Below are 18107 nucleotides of genomic sequence, written 5' to 3'. Positions count from 1 at the left end.
CTATAAATTGATCGCATTGGCTGTGGTATAGTCTGCGCCCGTGCGAAGCCCGCGCATTGCCGCGCTCGCCTGATTCCAGCAAAGCCCTGATTCAGCAGGAAATTCGGCGTGCTCGTCATTCTGGCACGACGGTTGCATATCTAGTTTCGAAGCGAGAGATCGCGATCACTTCGGCGTCCAACGATGGGCGCTCCCTTACAGGCAAGGCTGCCAACAGGACTGCACCTGGTTTTCGAACCAGCGCGCAATACCTGCTGGCGGCCTTTTTGTTTTGGGGCATCGAGGGGCACCGGACGGCGCCGAAGTGAGCAACACCGGAGAACCCTATGCCGACCAAAGTGCCGACGCTGAATCGCCGCCTTTTTCTGACTGGGTCCACAGCCGCCGCAGCCACCCTCGCTGCCGCCCGGACGCTTTTCCCCTCGGGAGCCTTTGCGCAAGCTGCGGGACCCGAAGTGACTGGCGCCAAGCTGGGCTTCATCGCCCTGACCGATGCCGCACCGCTGATCATCGCCAAGGAAATGGGGCTCTTTGCCAAGTATGGCGTGCCCGATGTTGAAGTGCTGAAGCAGGCCAGTTGGGGCGCTACTCGGGACAATCTGGTCCTTGGTGGTGCCGCGAACGGCATCGACGGCGCTCATATCCTGTCGCCACTGCCCTACCTGATGGCTACCGGCAAGGTGACGCAGAACAACCAGCCGCTGCCGATGTCGATCATCGCGCGGCTGAACTATGACAGCCAGGGCATCTCGGTCTCGCAGGCCTACAAGGATGTCGGCGTCGGTCTCGATGCCACTCCGCTCAAGGAAGTCTTTGCGGCCAAGAAAGCTGCCGGAACCCCGGCGAGCGTCGCCATGACCTTTCCCGGCGGCACGCATGACCTCTGGGTCCGCTATTGGCTCGCCGCAGCCGGCATCGACCCCAATGTCGATGTGTCCACCATCACCGTGCCGCCCCCGCAAATGGTCGCCAACATGAAGGTTGGCAACATGGATGCCTTCTGCGTGGGCGAACCGTGGAACGAGCAGCTGGTCAACCAGGGGATCGGCTTCACCGCCGCGACCACCGGGGAGATCTGGAAGCATCACCCCGAAAAGGCGCTCGGCCTGCGTGACGATTTCATTGCCGCCAATCCCAATACCGTCCGCGCCATCCTGATGGCAGTGATGGAGGCCCAGCAATGGGCCGATGCTATGGAAAACAAGGATGAACTGGCCCAGATTCTTGGCAAGCGCGGCTGGTTCAACGTGCCGCCCGCCGACGTGGCCGGCCGCCTCAAGGGCGACATCAACTACGGCAATGGCCGCGTCGCCACCGCCACCGGGCTCGAAATGAAGTTCTGGAAGGACCACACATCCTATCCCTTCAAGAGCCACGACGCCTGGTTCCTCACCGAGGACATCCGCTGGGGTTATCTGCCTGCCACCACCGACGTGAAGGCGCTGGTCGATAAGGTCAACCGCGAAGACCTCTGGCGCGATGCGGCCAAGACGTTGGGCGTGGTGGAAGCCGACATTCCGACCTCCACTTCACGCGGGCCGGAAACCTTCTTCGACGGCAAGATCTTCGATCCCGAAAACCCGTCCGCCTATCTCGATAGCCTCACCATCAAGGCTCTCGCCTGACGTCCCTGACTGGGCGCCGGGTCATCCGGCCCGGCGCCGCTCTTTCCTGAATATCCAAAGCATCGGACCTGAGACCATGAGTGCAGAGGCCCAAATCGAAACGACATCACCGGCGAAACAGGCGAAGGTATTTTCCTTCCCCGCCCGATCTGCCCCGAAGCGGAACTGGCGCAAGCTTGGGATGAGCGTCGTCCATGCGGTGGTGCCGCCGCTCATGGTCATCGCGCTGCTCTTGCTGGTCTGGCAGATCGCCTGTGGCTCACCAGGCGCCTCGCTGCCGCCGCCTTCGCTGGTCTGGGAGCAGGCGGGCGAGTTGATCATCAATCCGTTCTTCGACTACGGCAATGGCGACATCGGCCTCGCCTGGCGCATCTTCGCGTCGCTGCAGCGGGTGGCCGTCGGCTTTGGGCTGGCTGCCGTTGTTGGCGTGCTGCTGGGCGCGTTTGTTGGCCAGTCTGTCTGGGCCATGCGCGGTCTCGATCCGATCTTTCAGGTGCTGCGCACCGTGCCGCCACTGGCCTGGCTACCTCTATCTCTCGCGGCGTTCCGCGACAGCCATCCGTCGGCGATCTTCGTGATCTTCATCACCTCGGTCTGGCCGGTCATCATCAACACCGCCGTTGGCGTGCGCCAGATCCCCGACGACTACCGCAACGTCGCCCGCATCCTGCAGCTCAACGCGATCGAGTTCTTCTTCGGCATCATGGTGCCGGCCGCAGCGCCCTACATCTTCACCGGGCTGCGTATCGGCATCGGGCTCAGCTGGCTGGCCATCGTTGCTGCCGAAATGCTCACCGGCGGCGTCGGCATTGGTTTCTTCATCTGGGATGCGTGGAACTCTTCCCGCCTGCCCGATATCATCGTGGCGCTGGTCTATATCGGCGTGGTCGGCTTTGTGCTCGATCGCCTCGTTGCCGGCTTCGGCGCCTTCGTCACCCGCGGCACGACCGCGAACTGAGGGAGAGCGCAATGACCGCCTACCTGAAAATCGATCACGTCGACAAAGCCTTCGAACGGAACGGCGTCCGCTCCGAAGTTCTCAAGGACATTTCGCTCGAAATCGGCGAGGGCGAAGTGGTCTCGATCATCGGCCACTCGGGCTGCGGCAAGTCGACCTTGCTCAACCTCGTCGCCGGGCTCACCGAAGTCACCTCGGGCGCCATCTTCCTTGAAGGCAAGACCGTGAACGCCCCCGGGCCTGAGCGTGCGGTGGTGTTCCAGAACCATTCGCTGCTGCCCTGGCTCACCGTCTACGAAAACGTTGCCCTTGCCGTCACCAAGGTCTTCGGCAAGACCCGCAGCAAGTCCGAGCGCCACGACTGGATCATGCGCAACCTTGACCTAGTGCAGATGGCCCATGCGGCCAACAAGCGTCCGGGCGAGATTTCCGGCGGCATGAAGCAGCGCGTCGGCATTGCCCGCGCGCTCGCCATGGAGCCAAAGATCCTGCTCCTCGACGAGCCTTTCGGCGCCCTCGACGCGCTGACCCGCGCCCACCTGCAGGATGCGGTGATGGAAATTCACGACCGGCTCAACAACACCATGATCATGATCACCCATGATGTGGATGAGGCCGTACTGCTCTCCGACCGGATCGTCATGATGAGCAACGGCCCCTCTGCCCATATCGGCGAGATCCTTGAGATCGCACTGCCCCGGCCGCGCCGGCGGCTGGAGCTGGCAGCGGACCGCGGGTACCTGAAGAGCCGCGAGGCCGTGCTCAAGTTCCTCTACGAGCGTCACCGCTTTGTTGAGGCTGCGTAATGACCCCGATCAAGGAAAGACTGGTCATCATCGGCAATGGAATGGCGCCCGGGCGTGCGCTCGAACGGTTGTTCGAGCTCGCCCCCGACCGGTACGAAGTCACCATCTTCAACGCCGAGCCGCGGGTGAACTACGACCGCATCATGCTCTCGCCTGTCCTCTCGGGTGAAAAGAGTTTCGACGACATCGTCATCCATGGCGACGCCTGGTACGTCCAGCACGGCATCACGCTCTACAAGGGCTGCAAGGTCGAGACCATTGACCGGGAGAACAAGACCGTCACCGCCACCAACGGCATCACCGAAAGCTACGACCGGCTGATCATCGCAACCGGTTCGGTGCCCTTCATCATTCCAGTCCCCGGCAACAGTCTTGCAGGGGTGGTGAGCTACCGCGACCTCGACGACGTCAACACCATGATGCTCGCGGCCAAGGCACGCGGCCGCGCCGTGATCATCGGCGGTGGCCTGCTTGGCCTCGAGGCCGCGGCGGGGCTCAACGAGCAGGGCATGGATGTGACCGTGGTCCATGTGCACCCGACGTTGATGGAACGCCAGCTCGACCCGGCCGCCGGTTACCTCCTCGGTACGGCCATCAAGGCGCGCGGCATCAAGGTCGTGACCGCGGCCAACACCAAGCAGATTCTCGGTGACAAACGCGTCACCGGAGTGGAGCTGAGCGACGGCACCGTCCTGCCGGCCGATCTGGTGGTGATGGCGGTGGGCATCCGGCCCAACGGTGTGCTCGCCAAGGACGCCGGGCTGGCGGTCAATCGCGGCATCGTCGTCGACGCGCAGATGCGGACCTCCGATCCCTCCATCTACGCCTTGGGCGAATGCGTGGAAGTGGCAGGCCAGTGCTTCGGCCTCGTGGCGCCGCTCTATGACATGGCCAATGTGCTCGCCGCGCAACTGGCGGATGAAGAGCCGGAGGGCTTCGTGCCCGTTGCGACCGCGACACGGCTCAAGGTTACCGGCATCAATCTCTATTCGGCAGGAGACTTTGCCGAAGGCGATGACCGCGAGGAAATCGTGCTGCGCGACGCCGCCGCTGGGGTCTATAAACGGCTGATCCTGCGTGACCACAAGATCATCGGCACCGTACTTTACGGCGATACCGCCGACGGCCCCTGGTTTTACGACATGCTCAAGCGGGGCGTCGACACCAGCGAGATGCGGGACACCCTGATCTTTGGCCAGAACTATCAGGGAGGGGCCCCCCTGGACCCTACGGCGGCCGTTGCAGCCTTGCCGGGTGAGGCAGAGATCTGTGGGTGCAACGGCATTTGTAAATCGAAGATCACGGACGCCATCACCGGCAAGGGGCTGAAGTCCCTCGACGATTTACGCGCCCATACCAAGGCCTCCGCCAGTTGTGGCTCCTGCACCGGCCTTGTTGAGCAGCTGCTGAGCCTGACGCTGGGCGGCGCCTACAATCCGGCGGCCGTGCTGCCGATGTGCAAGTGCACCGATCTGGGGCACGACGATGTACGCCGCCTGATCATCGCCAAGGATCTGCGCTCGATCCCGCAGGTGATGCAGGACCTCGAGTGGAAGACCTCTTGCGGCTGCGCCAAGTGCCGGCCGGCGCTTAACTACTATCTCGTTGCGACCTGGCCCGGTGAATACGAGGACGATAACCAGTCGCGCTTCATCAACGAGCGGGTGCACGCCAATATCCAGAAGGACGGCACCTATTCGGTTGTGCCCCGCATGTGGGGCGGCATGACCAGTCCCAATGAACTGCGCGCCATCGCCGATGTCGCCGACAAGTTCAAGATCCCGGCCGTCAAGGTCACGGGCGGCCAGCGCATCGATCTGCTGGGCGTCAAGAAGGAGGACCTGCCCGCCGTCTGGGCCGATCTCAACGCCGCCGGCATGGTGTCGGGCGCCGCTTATGCCAAGGGCCTCCGCACGGTGAAAACCTGTGTCGGCTCCGACTGGTGCCGCTTCGGTACCCAGGATTCGACCGGGCTTGGCATCCGGCTCGAAAAGTTCATGTGGGGCAGCTGGACGCCAGCCAAGGTGAAGATGGCGGTCTCCGGCTGTCCGCGCAACTGCGCCGAGGCCACCTGCAAGGACGTCGGCGTCATTTGCGTCGATAGCGGCTATGATATCGTCTTCGGTGGCGCTGCTGGGCTCGATATAAAGGGCACCGAGCCGCTCTGCCATGTCGACACCGAGGACGAGGCGGTCGAGGTTATTGCCGCACTGGTCCAGCTCTACCGTGAGCAAGGCCGTTATCTCGAGCGCATTTACAAGTGGATGAAGCGGGTGGGCAAGGAGTCGATCCTCGCCGCAGTGGTCACCGATCTCGACAAGCGCCGCCACTACCACGACCGCTTCGTCTTCAGCCAGACCTTTGCCCAGATCGACCCCTGGCAGGAACGCGTCAACGGCAAGGACGCTCACGAGTTTGCCGCCATGGCGGAGTTCGGCATGCCACAGGCTGCGGAGTGATGGCTATGCAGGATTGGGTTGAAATCGGACGGGTCGAACAGATTCCCCGCCGCGGTGCGAGATGTGTGAAGACCGCCTGGGGACCCATCGCGGTGTTCCGCACCATGGACGACAGGGTCTTCGCCATTGAGGACCGCTGCCCGCACAAGGGCGGCCCGCTGAGCCAGGGGATTGTTCATGGCGCACAGGTCACCTGCCCGCTCCATAGCTGGGTGTTTTCGCTTGAGACCGGCGAGGCGCAAGGGGCAGACGAGGGCAGGGTGCGCACCATCGCCCTCAACGTCGTCGACGGGAGCATCTTCATGGCTGCAGAGGCGATGCTGGCGGCTGCCGAATGAGCCCAGGCCAGCCGGTACGGACCACTTGTCCCTATTGCGGGGTCGGGTGCGGCGTGCTGGCCACCCCGCAAGCCGACGGCTCGGTTACCATCGCGGGCGACCCTGAGCATCCGGCCAATTTCGGGCGGCTCTGCTCCAAGGGCTCGGCGGTCGGCGAAACCCTCTCGCTCGACGGGCGCTTGCTTCACCCCGAGATCGACGGGCACCGCGTCACCTGGGACGCCGCTCTCGACAGGGTAGCGGCCGTTTTCAGTCAAACCATCGCGGAGTACGGTCCGGATTCGGTTGCCTTCTACGGCTCGGGGCAACTGCTGACCGAGGACTACTACGTCGCCAACAAGCTGATGAAGGGCTTCCTCGGTTCGGCCAATATCGACACCAATTCGCGCCTCTGCATGGCGTCCTCCGTGGCCGGCCACAAGCGCGCCTTCGGCTCGGATACCGTGCCGGGCAACTATGAAGACCTCGAACGGGCTGACCTGATCGTCCTCGTCGGTTCCAACCTCGCCTGGTGTCACCCCGTTCTCTACCAGCGCATCCTGAAAGCCAAAGCCGAGCGGCCGCAGATGCGGATTGTGCTGATCGACCCCAGACGCACCAGCACAGCGGATCAGGCCGATCTCCATCTCGCCATTGCGCCAGATGGCGACAGTGCACTGTTTGTCGGCCTGCTGCGGTGGCTCGCCGAAAAGGCGCTGCTGGACAGGGAATTTCTCTCCAACAGCACCAGCGAATTTTCGGCGGCGCTGGCCGTCGCGCGGCGCTGGAGCCTTGATGCCGTGTCGCAGGCGACGGGCCTCAGCGCGCGCGACATCGCAGTGTTCTACGACTGGTTCGGCGCAACCCCACGCACTGTGACGGTGTTCTCCCAGGGCGTGAACCAGTCGGCCGGTGGCACGGACAAGGTCAATGCCATCATCAACTGTCACCTCGCAACTGGCCGCATCGGACTGCCCGGCATGGGGCCGTTCTCGGTCACGGGACAGCCCAACGCGATGGGCGGTCGTGAGGTCGGCGGGCTTTCAAACATGCTTGCGGCGCACATGGACTTCGAACCCGAAAACGTCGAGCGCCTGCGCCGCTTCTGGCAATCGGCGGCCGTCGCGACCCGGCCGGGCCTCAAGGCGGTGGACCTCTTCGATGCCGTGGTCGATGGCCGGATCAAGGCACTCTGGATCATGGCCACCAACCCGGTGGATTCGATGCCCGAGGCCGACAAGGTGCGCGCCGCGCTGCGGGCCTGCCCGTTCGTCGTGGTCTCTGACATGATGTCCACGACCGACACGGTCGCGGAAGCCAATGTGCGCCTGCCGGCCGCCGGATGGGGAGAAAAGGACGGCACCGTCACCAACTCGGAACGCCGCATTTCCCGCCAGCGCCCGATGCTGCCGCTGCCCGGCGAAGCGCGGCCCGACTGGTGGATCATTTCCGCTGTTGCGCGCCGCATGGGGTTCGGCCCGGCCTTCCCCTATAGCAACGCAGCGGAGATCTTTGCCGAACACGTCGCGCTGTCGGCCTTCGAGAATGGCGGCCGCCGGGACTTCAACCTCGAAGGGCTTGAGGACACACCCTACGACGAGCTGATGCCCACGCAGTGGCCGGTGCGCGACGGCGGCACATCGCGGATGTTCACCGATGGAGTGTTCTACACGCCCGATAGACGCGCCCGTTTCATCGCGGTGGAGCCCATGCGGCCCGAGCCCCTAGCTGATATGCTGACGCTCAATACCGGCCGGGTGCGAGACCACTGGCATACGATGACGCGCACCGGCAAGGCACCGCGCCTCTCGGCCCATCTGGCCGAGCCGTTTGTCGAGATTTCCCCTGACGACGCCTTTGACCGCGGCATCACCGATGCCGGGCTCGTTGAATTGGCCAATGAACATGGTTGCGTGCACGTCCGCGCCCTGATTACCGAGCGCCAGCGCTCCGGCTCCGTGTTCGCGCCAATGCACTGGACGGATCAGTTTTCCTCGAACGGGCGCATCGACAAGCTGGTGACCGCCGCAAAGGATCCAGTCTCGGGTCAGCCAGCGCTCAAGATGGCCGCCATCACTGCGCGGCCCGCGAAAGTGGCATTTTACGGCTTTGCTGTAAGCATCGAGCGGCCGAACTATCGCGACGCCGACTATTGGGCGATGGCTGCCGCTGTTGGTGGCTGGCGGACGGAACTGGCGTTTGTGGCGGACAGCTTTAACCCCCTTGCCTGGGCGAGGCAGGCCTTTGGCGTCGAGGACAACGCCGAGCTAGTGAGTTTCGTCGACCATCACACCGGTCGGCACAATCTGGCGCTATTCGACGCCGGTCGGCTGGTGTTTGCGTTGTTCGTCTCTCCCGCTCCCGTCGCAGTGTCGAGACAATGGGCAGCAGCGCTCCTTGGCCAGCCCGTCGATGCCACCCGCCGTGTTGATATTCTCGCCGGTCGTCCTGGTGCCGATCGCCCGGACATCGGCCCGCTCGTTTGTGCATGCAACAACATCGGTGCAAACCAGATCGTCGCCGCCGCCCGCGCGGGAAGTTCTACCGTGGAAGCCATCGGCAGCGTGTTGAGAGCGGGCACCACATGCGGCTCATGCCGCCCGGAAATACGGGCACTGCTTGCGAAACTCAGCGCCGGCCTGGCGTAGCAGAGAAGCGGGCGCAGACTTTGGGCTAACCTGATAGGTGGCCACTCCCGACCCCTGTCGGTGTAAAAAACCCCGACCTCTTGCGAGGCCGGGGTTGATTGGTCGGAGTAGAGTGATTCGAACACTCGACCCCCTGCTCCCGAAGCAGGTGCGCTACCAGGCTGCGCTATACTCCGTCAGTGTGCTGAAGGGACCCATGGTGCCGGAACTCCGGGAGAATTCGGCGGGCGGCCATCGGCTGCGCGCGCTTTATAGACTCAGGTCGCCAGAGGTTCAAGCGCATTGAGGCTCCAAACTTTGGGGCGCTCCGATTGGTTGCGAAGGTTTGGTGAACCGTGTAGGAACGCGCGCGTTGGGGCGTCGCCAAGTGGTAAGGCAGCGGTTTTTGGTACCGCCATCCCTAGGTTCGAATCCTAGCGCCCCAGCCAGTCTATCTCCCTCACCCCTTCATCGCCTCCACCACGCCCCGGGTCAGGCTTCCCTTGGCCGGGTAGAGCGGGATCATGCACGCTTGCAGCGCGTGGTAGATGTCGCCCTTGCCCTTGAACAGGGTGTAGCTTGGGATCATGTCCTCGGTCAGCTGCTCGTTCCAGCCGCCGTTCTTCTCGTCGATGAAGTAGCGGGCGATGACGTCCCAGATCCGGCGATACCAGGTTTCGTGGAAGGCGCTGGGACGGTGCTCGACGAGGAACGCGGCAGCCGCCGCGCCTTCGCACATCGGCCACCAGTATTTGCCGCGCGTATCGGGCACATCGTTCCAGTCGAGCGTATAGAAGAACCCGCCAAGCGCATTGTCCCAGCCGAGCGCGACCGATTGCGCGAACAGCGCTTCGCCGGCTTCCGGCATCCAGTCGTGCCGCTTGCCGCCCAGCACCCAGAGCTGCAGGATAAGCCGCGACCATTCGAGCCAGTGGCCCGGCGTGGTGCCGGGCGGGCGGAACATCGGATCGCCCAGGTAATTCTTGTCGACGGCCCAGTTGCCGTCGAAATGCTCAGCCACCCGGTAGCCGTTCTCGCCGGCGCGGCGGCGGATGATCAGGTCGGCGATGCGCTCGGCCTTATCCAGATAACTCCGGTCCCCCGTCGCCTCGAACGCCGCCATCAGCGCCTCGGTCAGGTGCATGTTGGAGTTCTGGCCGTGATAGGTCGAAATCGGCGACCAGTCGCCGTTGAATTCTTCCGCGATTGCGCCGTTCTGCTCTTCCCAGAAGCGCGTCCCGATCACTTCGGTCACATCCGCGAGCATCCTGTCCGCGAGCGGGTGTCCGACCAGCTTGGCGCTGGACGCGGCCAGCATCACAAACGCATGGCCATAGCCTTGCTTCCGGCCATTGTCGCTCGCGCCATTGTCATCGACAGCCCAGTAATAGCCGCCGCGCTCGGTGTCACGGTGGACGTTCCACAAATACTGCATGCCGTGATCGACGACGATATCGGAGCCTGGCCGGCCGAGGAGGCTCCCGATGGCATAGCAGTGCACCATGCGGCCGGTGCTGTGGATGCCGCGCACCGGATTGTTCGGCGCGATCGGTTTGCCCGCGACGTCGAGATCGAAGAAGCCGCCCCTGGGGTTGATCATCCGGTTCTGAAAGAAGGCGAACAGCCCGTTCGCCTGCTCGGTGAGCCACTGCCGGTGGGAAGGGCGATTGCGCCAGGAATCGGGGGGCAGGGTGGACATCGGTAAAGTATCCTTGTGGGTAGCGAGCGGCTCACGCCCTTCTAGCTGAGCCGCCTGCGGAGCGTCGAGACGTTAGCTGCTAGCGGATGGTATATCCGCCATCGATCACAAGCACTTCGCCGGTGACGTAGCTGGATGCGGCTGAACAGAGGTAGAGCGCCGCAGCTCCGATATCCGTCGCCGTTCCAGCCCGCCGCATCGGCGTCATGTCCTTCCAGACCGGACCCCAGACCGGGTCTTTCAGACCGCCCGAGGTCATGTCGGTGTCGATATAGCCCGGGGCGATGGCGTTGACGCGGATGTTGTCGCCCACATAGTCGCTGGCAAGGCTCTTGGTCAGCATGTGCACGGCGGCCTTGGAGGCATTATAGGCGGCCTGCGGCTGCGGGATGTTGGAGACCAGCCCCGAGATCGAGCCGATATTGAGGATGACGCCGCTCTTTTGCTTCCGCATCGGCCCGAGTGCCGCCTGGCAGGCACGGAACACGGCATCGACATTGATGTCCATCAGCCGCCGGTAATTGGCTTCGGTGAACGAATGGGTGTCGCCATGCTGGGCGACGCCGGCATTGTTGACGAGAATATCGAGCCGGCCGGTGATGGCCGTGGCGTCGGCAATCAACTTGGCCGGCGCCGCCTGGTCCTGCATGTCGGCCTGCAGGTAATCGATCTTGTAGCCCTTGGCTTTCAGCGCGGCGATCACCTCAGGCTTGGGCACCTTGGACGAGACGATCACATGTGCGCCGGCCTCGGCAAAGGCTTCGACGATACCGAGCCCGATACCGCGTGTTCCACCGGTGACCAGCGCCACCTTGCTGTCGAGACGAAAGAGATCCTGGATCATGAATGGGCTCCCAGATTGGCTGTTTCCGGCCGGTCGAGGCCGAGGATGAAGTCGGCACAGCGGTCGCCCAGCATCATGGCGGGTGCCGTGGTATTGCCGGCGTTGATGTTGGGCACGGCGGAGAGGTCCGAGACGCGGAGATTGTCGACGCCGCGCACCCTCAGCCGGGCATCGAGCACCGCCATCGGGTCGCCGTCGGCACCCATGCGGGCGGTGCTGGCCGGGTGGTAGTTGGTCTTGACGAACCGCCGGCAATGCTCGGCCATCACCTCGTCGCTGAGATCGGGGCCGGCCGGAGCGATCACCTTCTCTATCCGCTGGCCGAGCGGGCCGGAGAGCAGCACGTCGCGGAAGAACCGCTGCCCCTCGATCATGATCTTCATGTCGTCGGGGTGCTTGAGCAGGTGCGGCGACACCATCGGCATCGCCATCGGGTCAGCCGACCGCAACTCGACAAACCCTCGCGACTTGGGCTTGACCAGCACAGTGGTGATCGTCACCCCATAGGTGTCGTCGAACACCTTCAACAGGTCGCGGTCGAGATAAACGATCGGCACGCAGAACGCCTGGATCGAGGGCGGCGCATCGCGGTCGATCGGGTTGATGAAGGCCCCGGCCTCGAGCCCTACCGACAGGATCGGGCCATTGCCGAACACCTTGAAATTGATGCCATTCTTCAGCATGCGCCAGCCGACGCCCTGCTTGAAATAGCCGTAAGGGCCATTGGCCACCGAGATCACCGGCACTTCCGGGTGATCGATGAGGTTCTGCCCGACGCCCGGCAGGTCGACCAGCGTGTTGATGCCGTGCTGCTTCAAATGCGCGGCGGGGCCGAGACCTGACAGCATCAGGATCTTGGGCGTGACCAGCGCGCCGGAACTGAGGACGATATCGCCATCGGAAAACGCGGTGCTCTCGTTGCCCGCCGCATCGCGATAGGTGATGCTGACGGCGCGGCCGTTCTCGATATTGATGCGGGTCACTGTCGCCCGGAGCTTCACGGTCAGCCGCTTGTCGGCCTTCAGCGGCTCGATATAGGCGTAAGCCGCGCTCGAGCGTTTCCCCTTGCGGTTCATGAACTGGTAAAAGCCTACCCCGCGCTGCGTCGGGCCGTTGAAATCGTTGGTAAAGGGCTCGCCCTTTTGCTGCACGCTCTGGACGAACCAGCGCGATACATCGTCGACATGGCCCGGGTCGGACACCAGCAACGGCCCATCGGCGCCGTGCAACTCGTTGCTCAGCCGGTTATTACCTTCAATGCGGCGGAAGTGCTTGAGGACGCTCGACCAGCCCCACGGCGCGCCGTCATTGTTGCCGCGGAGGATCTCGTCCCACTCGTCGTAATCGGACGGCCGGCCGCGCATGTAGACCTGGGCATTCACCGAGGTGCCGCCGCCCAGCACATTGCCCTGCGGGATATCGTGCACGCGCCCGTTGAGGTGCGCCTGCGGCACCGTCTGGTGGTAGGTCATGTACTTGCTGCCGTTGATCAATTTGAAGATCCCCGGCGGCATGTCGAGCAGCGGATGGTGGTTCGAATGCCCCGCTTCGAGCAACAGCACGCGACGCCCGCCATCGGTCACCAGCCGCGCCGCCGCAACGCAGCCCGACGCACCACCCCCGATCACGATGTGATCGTAGCTTTCCCGCATTGTCCCCTCCTCGCGGCATAACCGAGCGCCGACTGTTTCCGTCGGTCGCGTCCGCGCGACGCCATCCTGTCCGGATTGTCGGGCTCCGTCCAGCGGGTTAGGCCGGCGGTTAGCATTGTGTCGACAGATTGCAGATAGACTCGCGCGCGATTTGAGACATGAGCCGCCGTGTGACCGACCAGCCCTTCCACCTTGAGAGCGCCCTCGTAGAGGCATTTACGCTGACGCGCCAGGGCTGCTTTGGGGAAGCCCTTTCGCTCTGCAAGACGATCTTTGCCGCCGCACAGGAGCAGGATGCGCCGCAGGCAATTGCCGGCAGCCTCAGCGTCATGGCCTGGTGCCTGCTGCGGATGGGACAGTCCGAGACCGGCCACGAATGCGCGGCACTCGCGCATCGGCTCTGGTTCCGCGAGGGCAATACGCGCGAACAGGCGCGCATGCTGGGGATCAGGGCGCTGCTGCTCTTGGACATGGGGCTGACCGATGAGGCCTTCGACAGCGCCGAGACGGCGCTGACCGAGGCAGAAGAGGTGGGGGACAACCGTGTCATCGTGCTGGCTGCCAATGCCAAGGCATCGTGTCTGGCCATGGCGCGTCAGCCTGAGCTGAGCCTGCCGCTGCTGGAGCGCGCAGTGGCGCTGTCGCGCGAGCTTGGAGACGACGCCATGCTCGGCTGGCAGCTTCTTGACCTTGGCCGATGCCAGCGTCACCACGCCGAAAACGTGGACTCGACCGCTGATACCTCAGCGCCCACACACTGGCTGGACCTCTCCCTTGAATCGACCAAGGAAGCGGTAGACGTATCCGCGCGCTGCGGCGACACTTGGACCCTGCGCGCCGCGCTCGCTGCCGCTGCCGACCTGCACGGCCGGCTCGATGAGGTGGAACAGGCCATGGCCTGCATCGACCGCTGGTCCGATGTCCCTGGCGAGGCGGGGATCGGGCCGACAACCCAATATCTGTACACCGTGGGCGACCTCATGGCCCGGGCGGGTGAACTTGAGGCGGCCGAAGGGGCCTGCACCGAGGCCATCAGCCTCGCCGAAGCCAGCGGAAAGCTGGATCACCTGCTCAATGCCACCGGCCGGCTCGCCCAATTGTACGAGAAAAAGGGCGAGTTCGAAAAGGCACTGGATCTCCACAAGCGCTACCACGCGCTTTATGTCCGCCAATCCGGCAGCACCGCGCAGCGACGCGCGCGTGTCGCAGAAATCCGCTTCGAGAGCGACCTGCTGCGCTCGCGCGCCGACCGGTTGGAGGAGCAGGTGCTCCTCGACCCGCTCACGGGGATCGCCAACCGCCGCGGCCTCGATCAGATCCTGCAGCGGCTCGCCGGCCAGCCCTATGCCATTGCCATCCTCGATCTCGACCACTTCAAATCCGTCAACGATCGCTTCTCTCATGCCGTCGGCGATCGCGTGCTGCGGGCCGTTGCGACGCTGCTCACCGACCAGATCAGTGTGCATGGTCACCCGGTCCGGATGGGGGGCGAAGAGTTCGCCATCATCTTTCCCGATGCGGCGCCCACCACGGCTGCCGTGTTCTGCGAAATGGTCCGGGTGGCGATCGAAGGCATGGACTGGAACGAGTATGCGCCCGGCCTCACGGTCACTGTCAGCATCGGCGTTGCTGCCGGGACGGGGATGGAGCACGCAGACGAGATTGTCGCGACCGCCGACAGGCGCCTCTATAGCGCCAAGGCTGCGGGGCGAAACCGGGTCGTCAGCGTGGACGTTGTGCTGCTTGAGGCACGCCGCGAGGCGTGATCCAGCCGAAATAACATCCGAGCCATGCTTGCATGGGGCTTGCCGGGCGAGGCCGCGGGCCGCACTCTGCAAGTAAGGATGACCTCGACCACCATGCCACAGATCGCTTCTGCCAATACTTCCGCGCACGCGTTGCGGGAGCTTTCGCCTGCCGTGCGCGACGCTTGGCAGGTGATCTCTGCCGCCGAGGATATCGAGGAGGGGCACGAACGCCCCACCCTGCTGTTCGGCCAGCCGCTGCGCTATCTGCGCGAAGGGGGCGACATCCGTGTCTGGCACGCCGCCATGCCCGGCCAGCTGCTGCCAGTACTTGAGCGCTATGGTTTCGTGTGGACCAGCCTCGGCACCCCACCTGCGGGCCTGTTTGAGATTCCCGAATTCGCAGAGCCGGACCGCTTCAACATCTGCGCCGGCTCGATCGGGGTGAATGTGTCGGCACCCCGGGCCATCGAGAACTTCCTCGATATGGGGCACTTCCCCTATGTGCACACCGATATTCTGGGAGCCGAGCCACATACCGAGGTCAAGGAATACGACGTCGAGATTTCCTATGAGCGCGACGAAATCCTTGCCACTCGCTGCCGCTTCTTCCAGCCGCGGGCTGCGCTGAGCGCCAGCGAGGGCCAGGAGGTCGAGTATATCTATCGCGTGCCGCACCCTTATTGCTCGGTGCTGTACAAATCCTGCCCGGCCGAGCCGGAGCGGCTCGATGTCATCGCCATCTTTGCCCAGCCGACGGGCGAGGAAACCATGCGGACCCACCTGATGCTGTCGATGATCGATCACGAGAACTCCCTCGCGTCGATGCGCCGCTTCCAGCAGACCATTTTCGGCCAGGACAAGCCCATCCTCGAAAACCAGTATCCCAAGCGCCTGCCGCTCGATCCGCGCGCAGAAACCCCGATCCGGGCTGACAAATCCGCCATCGCCTATCGCCGCTGGCTGAGTCAGAAGGGCGTCAATTACGGGGTGATCCCGCAAAGCGCATGACCACCGAACTCTCATCTTCGGCCCAGTCCGCCTGGTATCCCATCGCCTCGAGCGAAGACCTGCCGTACCGGCACATTTTTCATGGCCAGCTCTGGGGCCGCGAGTTCGCCGTCTGGCGCGCCGACGACAACCACGTCAACGTCTGGGAGAACCGGTGCCTCCACCGTGGCGTGCGCCTGTCGATCGGGCTCAACGAGGGGGCCGAACTCAAGTGCCAGTATCACGGCTGGCGCTATGCCAACCGCTCAGCCGGCTGCACCTATATCCCGGCCCATCCGGCAGATGCGCCGGCCCGCCGCATCGTCAACCGTACCTATCGCGCCGTCGAGCATCTGGGGCTGATCTGGTCGAGCCTCGATGACGATGCAGCGTTCGCCCCGCCGGTCGATGACGGCCATTGGCTAGCCCTGCGACCGGTTCCGGTCAACGCGCAGCCTGGAGATACTCTCGCGGCCGTCATGACCGAAGGTGTGGCTGCAGAACTGGTCGCCCAGCTTACCGCCTGGGTCGAGTTCGCCGGCAGCCGGTGTCTGTTCGTGGTGCAGCCGGTCGATGCCGGCCGTGCGGTGATCCGCGGGCTCGTGCCGCGCCCCGACGATGAGCTTCAGACGCTCCGGCACTTCAACGGCATCTTGATCCGCCTGCGCGACAGCCTCGAGCTCGCCGCTGCTACTGAACAGGCGCCCGCGCCGATCATCCCCAGCTATGAACCGGTGTCGCTCGACCTCGCCACCATGCCCGATCTGGTGATCGGGCGGCAGGCAACGCTGCGCGTCATGGTCAAGCGCAAATGGCCCGTCGCCACCGACGTCACGGCGCTGGAACTGGCGCCGCTGGCGGGCCAGTTGCCGACCTTTCAGCCCGGCGCCCACATCGACCTCCACCTCTCCAACGGACTCATCCGGCAGTACTCGATCACCAACGGTCCCGGCGAGCAGCAGAGCTACACCATTGCGGCCAAGCGCGAGCCGGAGTCGCGTGGCGGCTCCAGCGCCATTGCCGAGACGGTGCGCGAGGGGGATGTGCTGGCGATTTCCGAGCCGCGCAACAACTTCCCCCTCCGCCGCGATGCGGTCCGCACCATCCTTGTTGCGGGGGGTATCGGGCTGACGCCGCTGCTCTCCATGGCCAAGGCGCTGCAGAGGTCACGCCTGCCGTTCGAGCTGCACGTCTTCGCCCGGTCGGGCTCGCACCTGCCGTTTGCCGATGAACTGGCGGCGCTCGGCGCCTCGGTGGTCCGTCACCTCGGGCGCACGCCGGCCGAGACGGAAGCCGACATCCGCGCCCTCGCCGGCGCCTTCAAGTTCGCCCATCAGCTCTACGTCTGCGGCCCCGCACCGATGCTGGAGCTGACGCGCAGTGTCGCGAAGGCCCTCGGTTGGCCCGACGAGGCGATACATTTCGAGTACTTTGCCAACACTCACCCGATCGACCAGAGCTCGAGCTTCACCGTCGAGCTCGCCCGTTCCGCCCTCACGCTGGCGGTTCCGGTCGGCAAATCGATCCTCGAAGTCATGCGCGACAATGGCCTTGAGGCCCCCTCGTCGTGTGAGCAGGGCGCCTGCGGCACCTGCATGACCCGGGTCCTTGAGGGCGTTCCTGACCATCAGGACGTCTATCTCAACGACACCGAGCGGGCGGCCAACGCTGTGATGATGACCTGCGTCTCGCGCGCCAAATCATCCCGCCTGGTGCTCGATATCTGATGCGCACGCTCTACGATTTCGAGCTGTCCGCCGAGTGTTACCGCGTTCGCCTGCTGCTGGGCTTTCTGGGGCTGAAATACGAAATCGTGCCAGTCGACATTTTCCCCGGCACCGACCACAACGCGCCCTGGTTCCGTGCCATCAATCCGCTGGGCACTCTGCCGGTGCTCGCCGACGCCGGAGCCAACCTCGCCTCATCACTCGAAATCCTGGGCTATCTGGCGCGCCAGTATGATGGCACGCGCCACTGGTATCCGCCGGAAGCGGCCAGCGAGATCGACGCTTTCCTCACCACCGCCGGGCAACTCGACGACACCGCCGGTGCGGCCCGGCTGGTACTGAACTTCGAGCAGGGCGATGACCTCGCCAGGGCGCAGGCCGATGCCCATCTGCTGTTGCGCCGGCTCGACGAGCATCTGTGGTTCGGCGAGCGCGCCGGCCGCGACTGGCTTTGCGCCCCCGCGCACCCCACACTTGCCGACCTTGCCTGCTTCCCGCCCATTGTGCTCTCGGAAGAAGGCGGGGTGTCGCGTCAGGATTACCCGGCGATCCGGCGCTGGCTCGATCGGTTCAAGCGCATTTCAGGCTTTTTGCCGATGTCGGGGGTATTCCCGACCGCTCCCGCCAAATGAAAAGGCCGGTCTAGGACCGGCCTTTT

At 64.2% G+C, this 18107-nt stretch carries 13 protein-coding genes and 2 tRNA genes; 11 read left to right on the top strand and 4 right to left on the bottom strand.

The features are described 5' to 3' along the window. The first annotated feature begins 326 nt into the window (after positions 1–326). From ACO06J_RS15970 to ACO06J_RS15945, 6 genes are all read left to right on the top strand, one after another. Entirely contained in the window at positions 327–1625 is a 1299-nt protein-coding gene (locus ACO06J_RS15970) for a CmpA/NrtA family ABC transporter substrate-binding protein (RefSeq protein WP_421761705.1), read from the top strand. A gap of 76 nt (positions 1626–1701) precedes the next feature. Continuing rightward, positions 1702–2583, top strand: coding sequence for a nitrate ABC transporter permease (ntrB, locus tag ACO06J_RS15965; RefSeq protein WP_421761704.1), 882 nt, complete (start codon positions 1702–1704; stop codon positions 2581–2583). Positions 2584–2594: 11 nt separating this feature from the next. Then, positions 2595–3389, top strand: coding sequence for an ABC transporter ATP-binding protein (locus ACO06J_RS15960; RefSeq protein WP_421761703.1), 795 nt, complete (start codon positions 2595–2597; stop codon positions 3387–3389). An 8-nt stretch (positions 3390–3397) separates the two neighbouring features. Continuing rightward, positions 3398–5848: a nitrite reductase large subunit NirB gene (nirB, locus tag ACO06J_RS15955; RefSeq protein WP_421762526.1), complete on the top strand. Its 2451-nt coding sequence runs from the start codon at positions 3398–3400 to the stop codon at positions 5846–5848. A gap of 5 nt (positions 5849–5853) precedes the next feature. Then, entirely contained in the window at positions 5854–6186 is a 333-nt protein-coding gene (nirD, locus tag ACO06J_RS15950; protein ID WP_421761702.1) for a nitrite reductase small subunit NirD, read from the top strand. Then, positions 6183–8813: a molybdopterin-dependent oxidoreductase gene (locus ACO06J_RS15945; protein ID WP_421761701.1), complete on the top strand. Its 2631-nt coding sequence runs from the start codon at positions 6183–6185 to the stop codon at positions 8811–8813. The genes nirD and ACO06J_RS15945 overlap by 4 nt, the downstream gene beginning before the upstream one ends. A 99-nt stretch (positions 8814–8912) precedes the next feature. Here the strand turns inward: ACO06J_RS15945 and ACO06J_RS15940 are convergent. Then, positions 8913–8989: transfer RNA gene (locus ACO06J_RS15940), tRNA-Pro, on the bottom strand. Between the two features lie 177 nt (positions 8990–9166). On the opposite strand from ACO06J_RS15940, the gene ACO06J_RS15935 reads away from it, so the two are divergent. Then, positions 9167–9241: transfer RNA gene (locus ACO06J_RS15935), tRNA-Gln, on the top strand. 11 nt (positions 9242–9252) lie between these two features. On the opposite strand, the gene ACO06J_RS15930 is transcribed toward ACO06J_RS15935, so the two are convergent. From ACO06J_RS15930 to ACO06J_RS15920, 3 genes are all read right to left on the bottom strand, one after another. Further along, positions 9253–10491, bottom strand: a complete 1239-nt coding sequence (locus ACO06J_RS15930) for an AGE family epimerase/isomerase (protein ID WP_421761700.1) — start codon at positions 10489–10491, stop codon at positions 9253–9255. A 79-nt stretch (positions 10492–10570) separates the two neighbouring features. Continuing rightward, the gene (locus tag ACO06J_RS15925; RefSeq protein ID WP_421761699.1) at positions 10571–11335 is read right to left on the bottom strand and encodes an SDR family NAD(P)-dependent oxidoreductase; all 765 of its coding nucleotides are present in this window, start codon (positions 11333–11335) and stop codon (positions 10571–10573) included. Beyond that, entirely contained in the window at positions 11332–12987 is a 1656-nt protein-coding gene (locus ACO06J_RS15920) for a GMC family oxidoreductase (RefSeq protein WP_421761698.1), read from the bottom strand. The genes ACO06J_RS15925 and ACO06J_RS15920 overlap by 4 nt, the downstream gene beginning before the upstream one ends. A gap of 158 nt (positions 12988–13145) precedes the next feature. Here ACO06J_RS15920 and ACO06J_RS15915 point away from each other — a divergent pair, with 158 nt between their 5' ends. From ACO06J_RS15915 to ACO06J_RS15900, 4 genes are all read left to right on the top strand, one after another. Then, positions 13146–14753, top strand: coding sequence for a diguanylate cyclase (locus tag ACO06J_RS15915; protein ID WP_421761697.1), 1608 nt, complete (start codon positions 13146–13148; stop codon positions 14751–14753). A gap of 93 nt (positions 14754–14846) precedes the next feature. Then, positions 14847–15743: an aromatic ring-hydroxylating dioxygenase subunit alpha gene (locus tag ACO06J_RS15910; protein WP_421761696.1), complete on the top strand. Its 897-nt coding sequence runs from the start codon at positions 14847–14849 to the stop codon at positions 15741–15743. Beyond that, positions 15740–17449: a Rieske 2Fe-2S domain-containing protein gene (locus ACO06J_RS15905; RefSeq protein WP_421761695.1), complete on the top strand. Its 1710-nt coding sequence runs from the start codon at positions 15740–15742 to the stop codon at positions 17447–17449. The genes ACO06J_RS15910 and ACO06J_RS15905 overlap by 4 nt, the downstream gene beginning before the upstream one ends. Then, a complete protein-coding gene (locus ACO06J_RS15900) occupies positions 17449–18081 on the top strand; it encodes a glutathione S-transferase family protein (RefSeq protein WP_421761694.1) in 633 nt (210 codons plus the stop codon). Before ACO06J_RS15905 ends, ACO06J_RS15900 begins: the two co-directional genes overlap by 1 nt. Positions 18082–18107 lie beyond the last annotated feature (26 nt).

Origin of the sequence: Devosia sp. (assembly GCF_965229025.1) — a bacterium.
In the GTDB taxonomy this organism is placed as follows: domain Bacteria; phylum Pseudomonadota; class Alphaproteobacteria; order Rhizobiales; family Devosiaceae; genus Devosia_A.
This window is presented reverse-complemented; position numbering and strand designations above follow the sequence as displayed.

Excerpts from the sequence above, each read along its gene's own strand:
- ACO06J_RS15920 (WP_421761698.1), bottom strand. The coding sequence starts at position 12,987 with ATGCGGGAAAGCTACGATCACATCGTGATCGGGGGTGGTGCGTCGGGC.
- nirD (WP_421761702.1), top strand. The coding sequence starts at position 5,854 with ATGCAGGATTGGGTTGAAATCGGACGGGTCGAACAGATTCCCCGCCGC.
- ACO06J_RS15945 (WP_421761701.1), top strand. The coding sequence starts at position 6,183 with ATGAGCCCAGGCCAGCCGGTACGGACCACTTGTCCCTATTGCGGGGTC.
- ACO06J_RS15970 (WP_421761705.1), top strand. The coding sequence starts at position 327 with ATGCCGACCAAAGTGCCGACGCTGAATCGCCGCCTTTTTCTGACTGGG.
- ACO06J_RS15910 (WP_421761696.1), top strand. The coding sequence starts at position 14,847 with ATGCCACAGATCGCTTCTGCCAATACTTCCGCGCACGCGTTGCGGGAG.
- ntrB (WP_421761704.1), top strand. The coding sequence starts at position 1,702 with ATGAGTGCAGAGGCCCAAATCGAAACGACATCACCGGCGAAACAGGCG.
- ACO06J_RS15960 (WP_421761703.1), top strand. The coding sequence starts at position 2,595 with ATGACCGCCTACCTGAAAATCGATCACGTCGACAAAGCCTTCGAACGG.
- ACO06J_RS15905 (WP_421761695.1), top strand. The coding sequence starts at position 15,740 with ATGACCACCGAACTCTCATCTTCGGCCCAGTCCGCCTGGTATCCCATC.
- ACO06J_RS15900 (WP_421761694.1), top strand. The coding sequence starts at position 17,449 with ATGCGCACGCTCTACGATTTCGAGCTGTCCGCCGAGTGTTACCGCGTT.
- ACO06J_RS15915 (WP_421761697.1), top strand. The coding sequence starts at position 13,146 with ATGAGCCGCCGTGTGACCGACCAGCCCTTCCACCTTGAGAGCGCCCTC.
- ACO06J_RS15930 (WP_421761700.1), bottom strand. The coding sequence starts at position 10,491 with ATGTCCACCCTGCCCCCCGATTCCTGGCGCAATCGCCCTTCCCACCGG.
- ACO06J_RS15925 (WP_421761699.1), bottom strand. The coding sequence starts at position 11,335 with ATGATCCAGGATCTCTTTCGTCTCGACAGCAAGGTGGCGCTGGTCACC.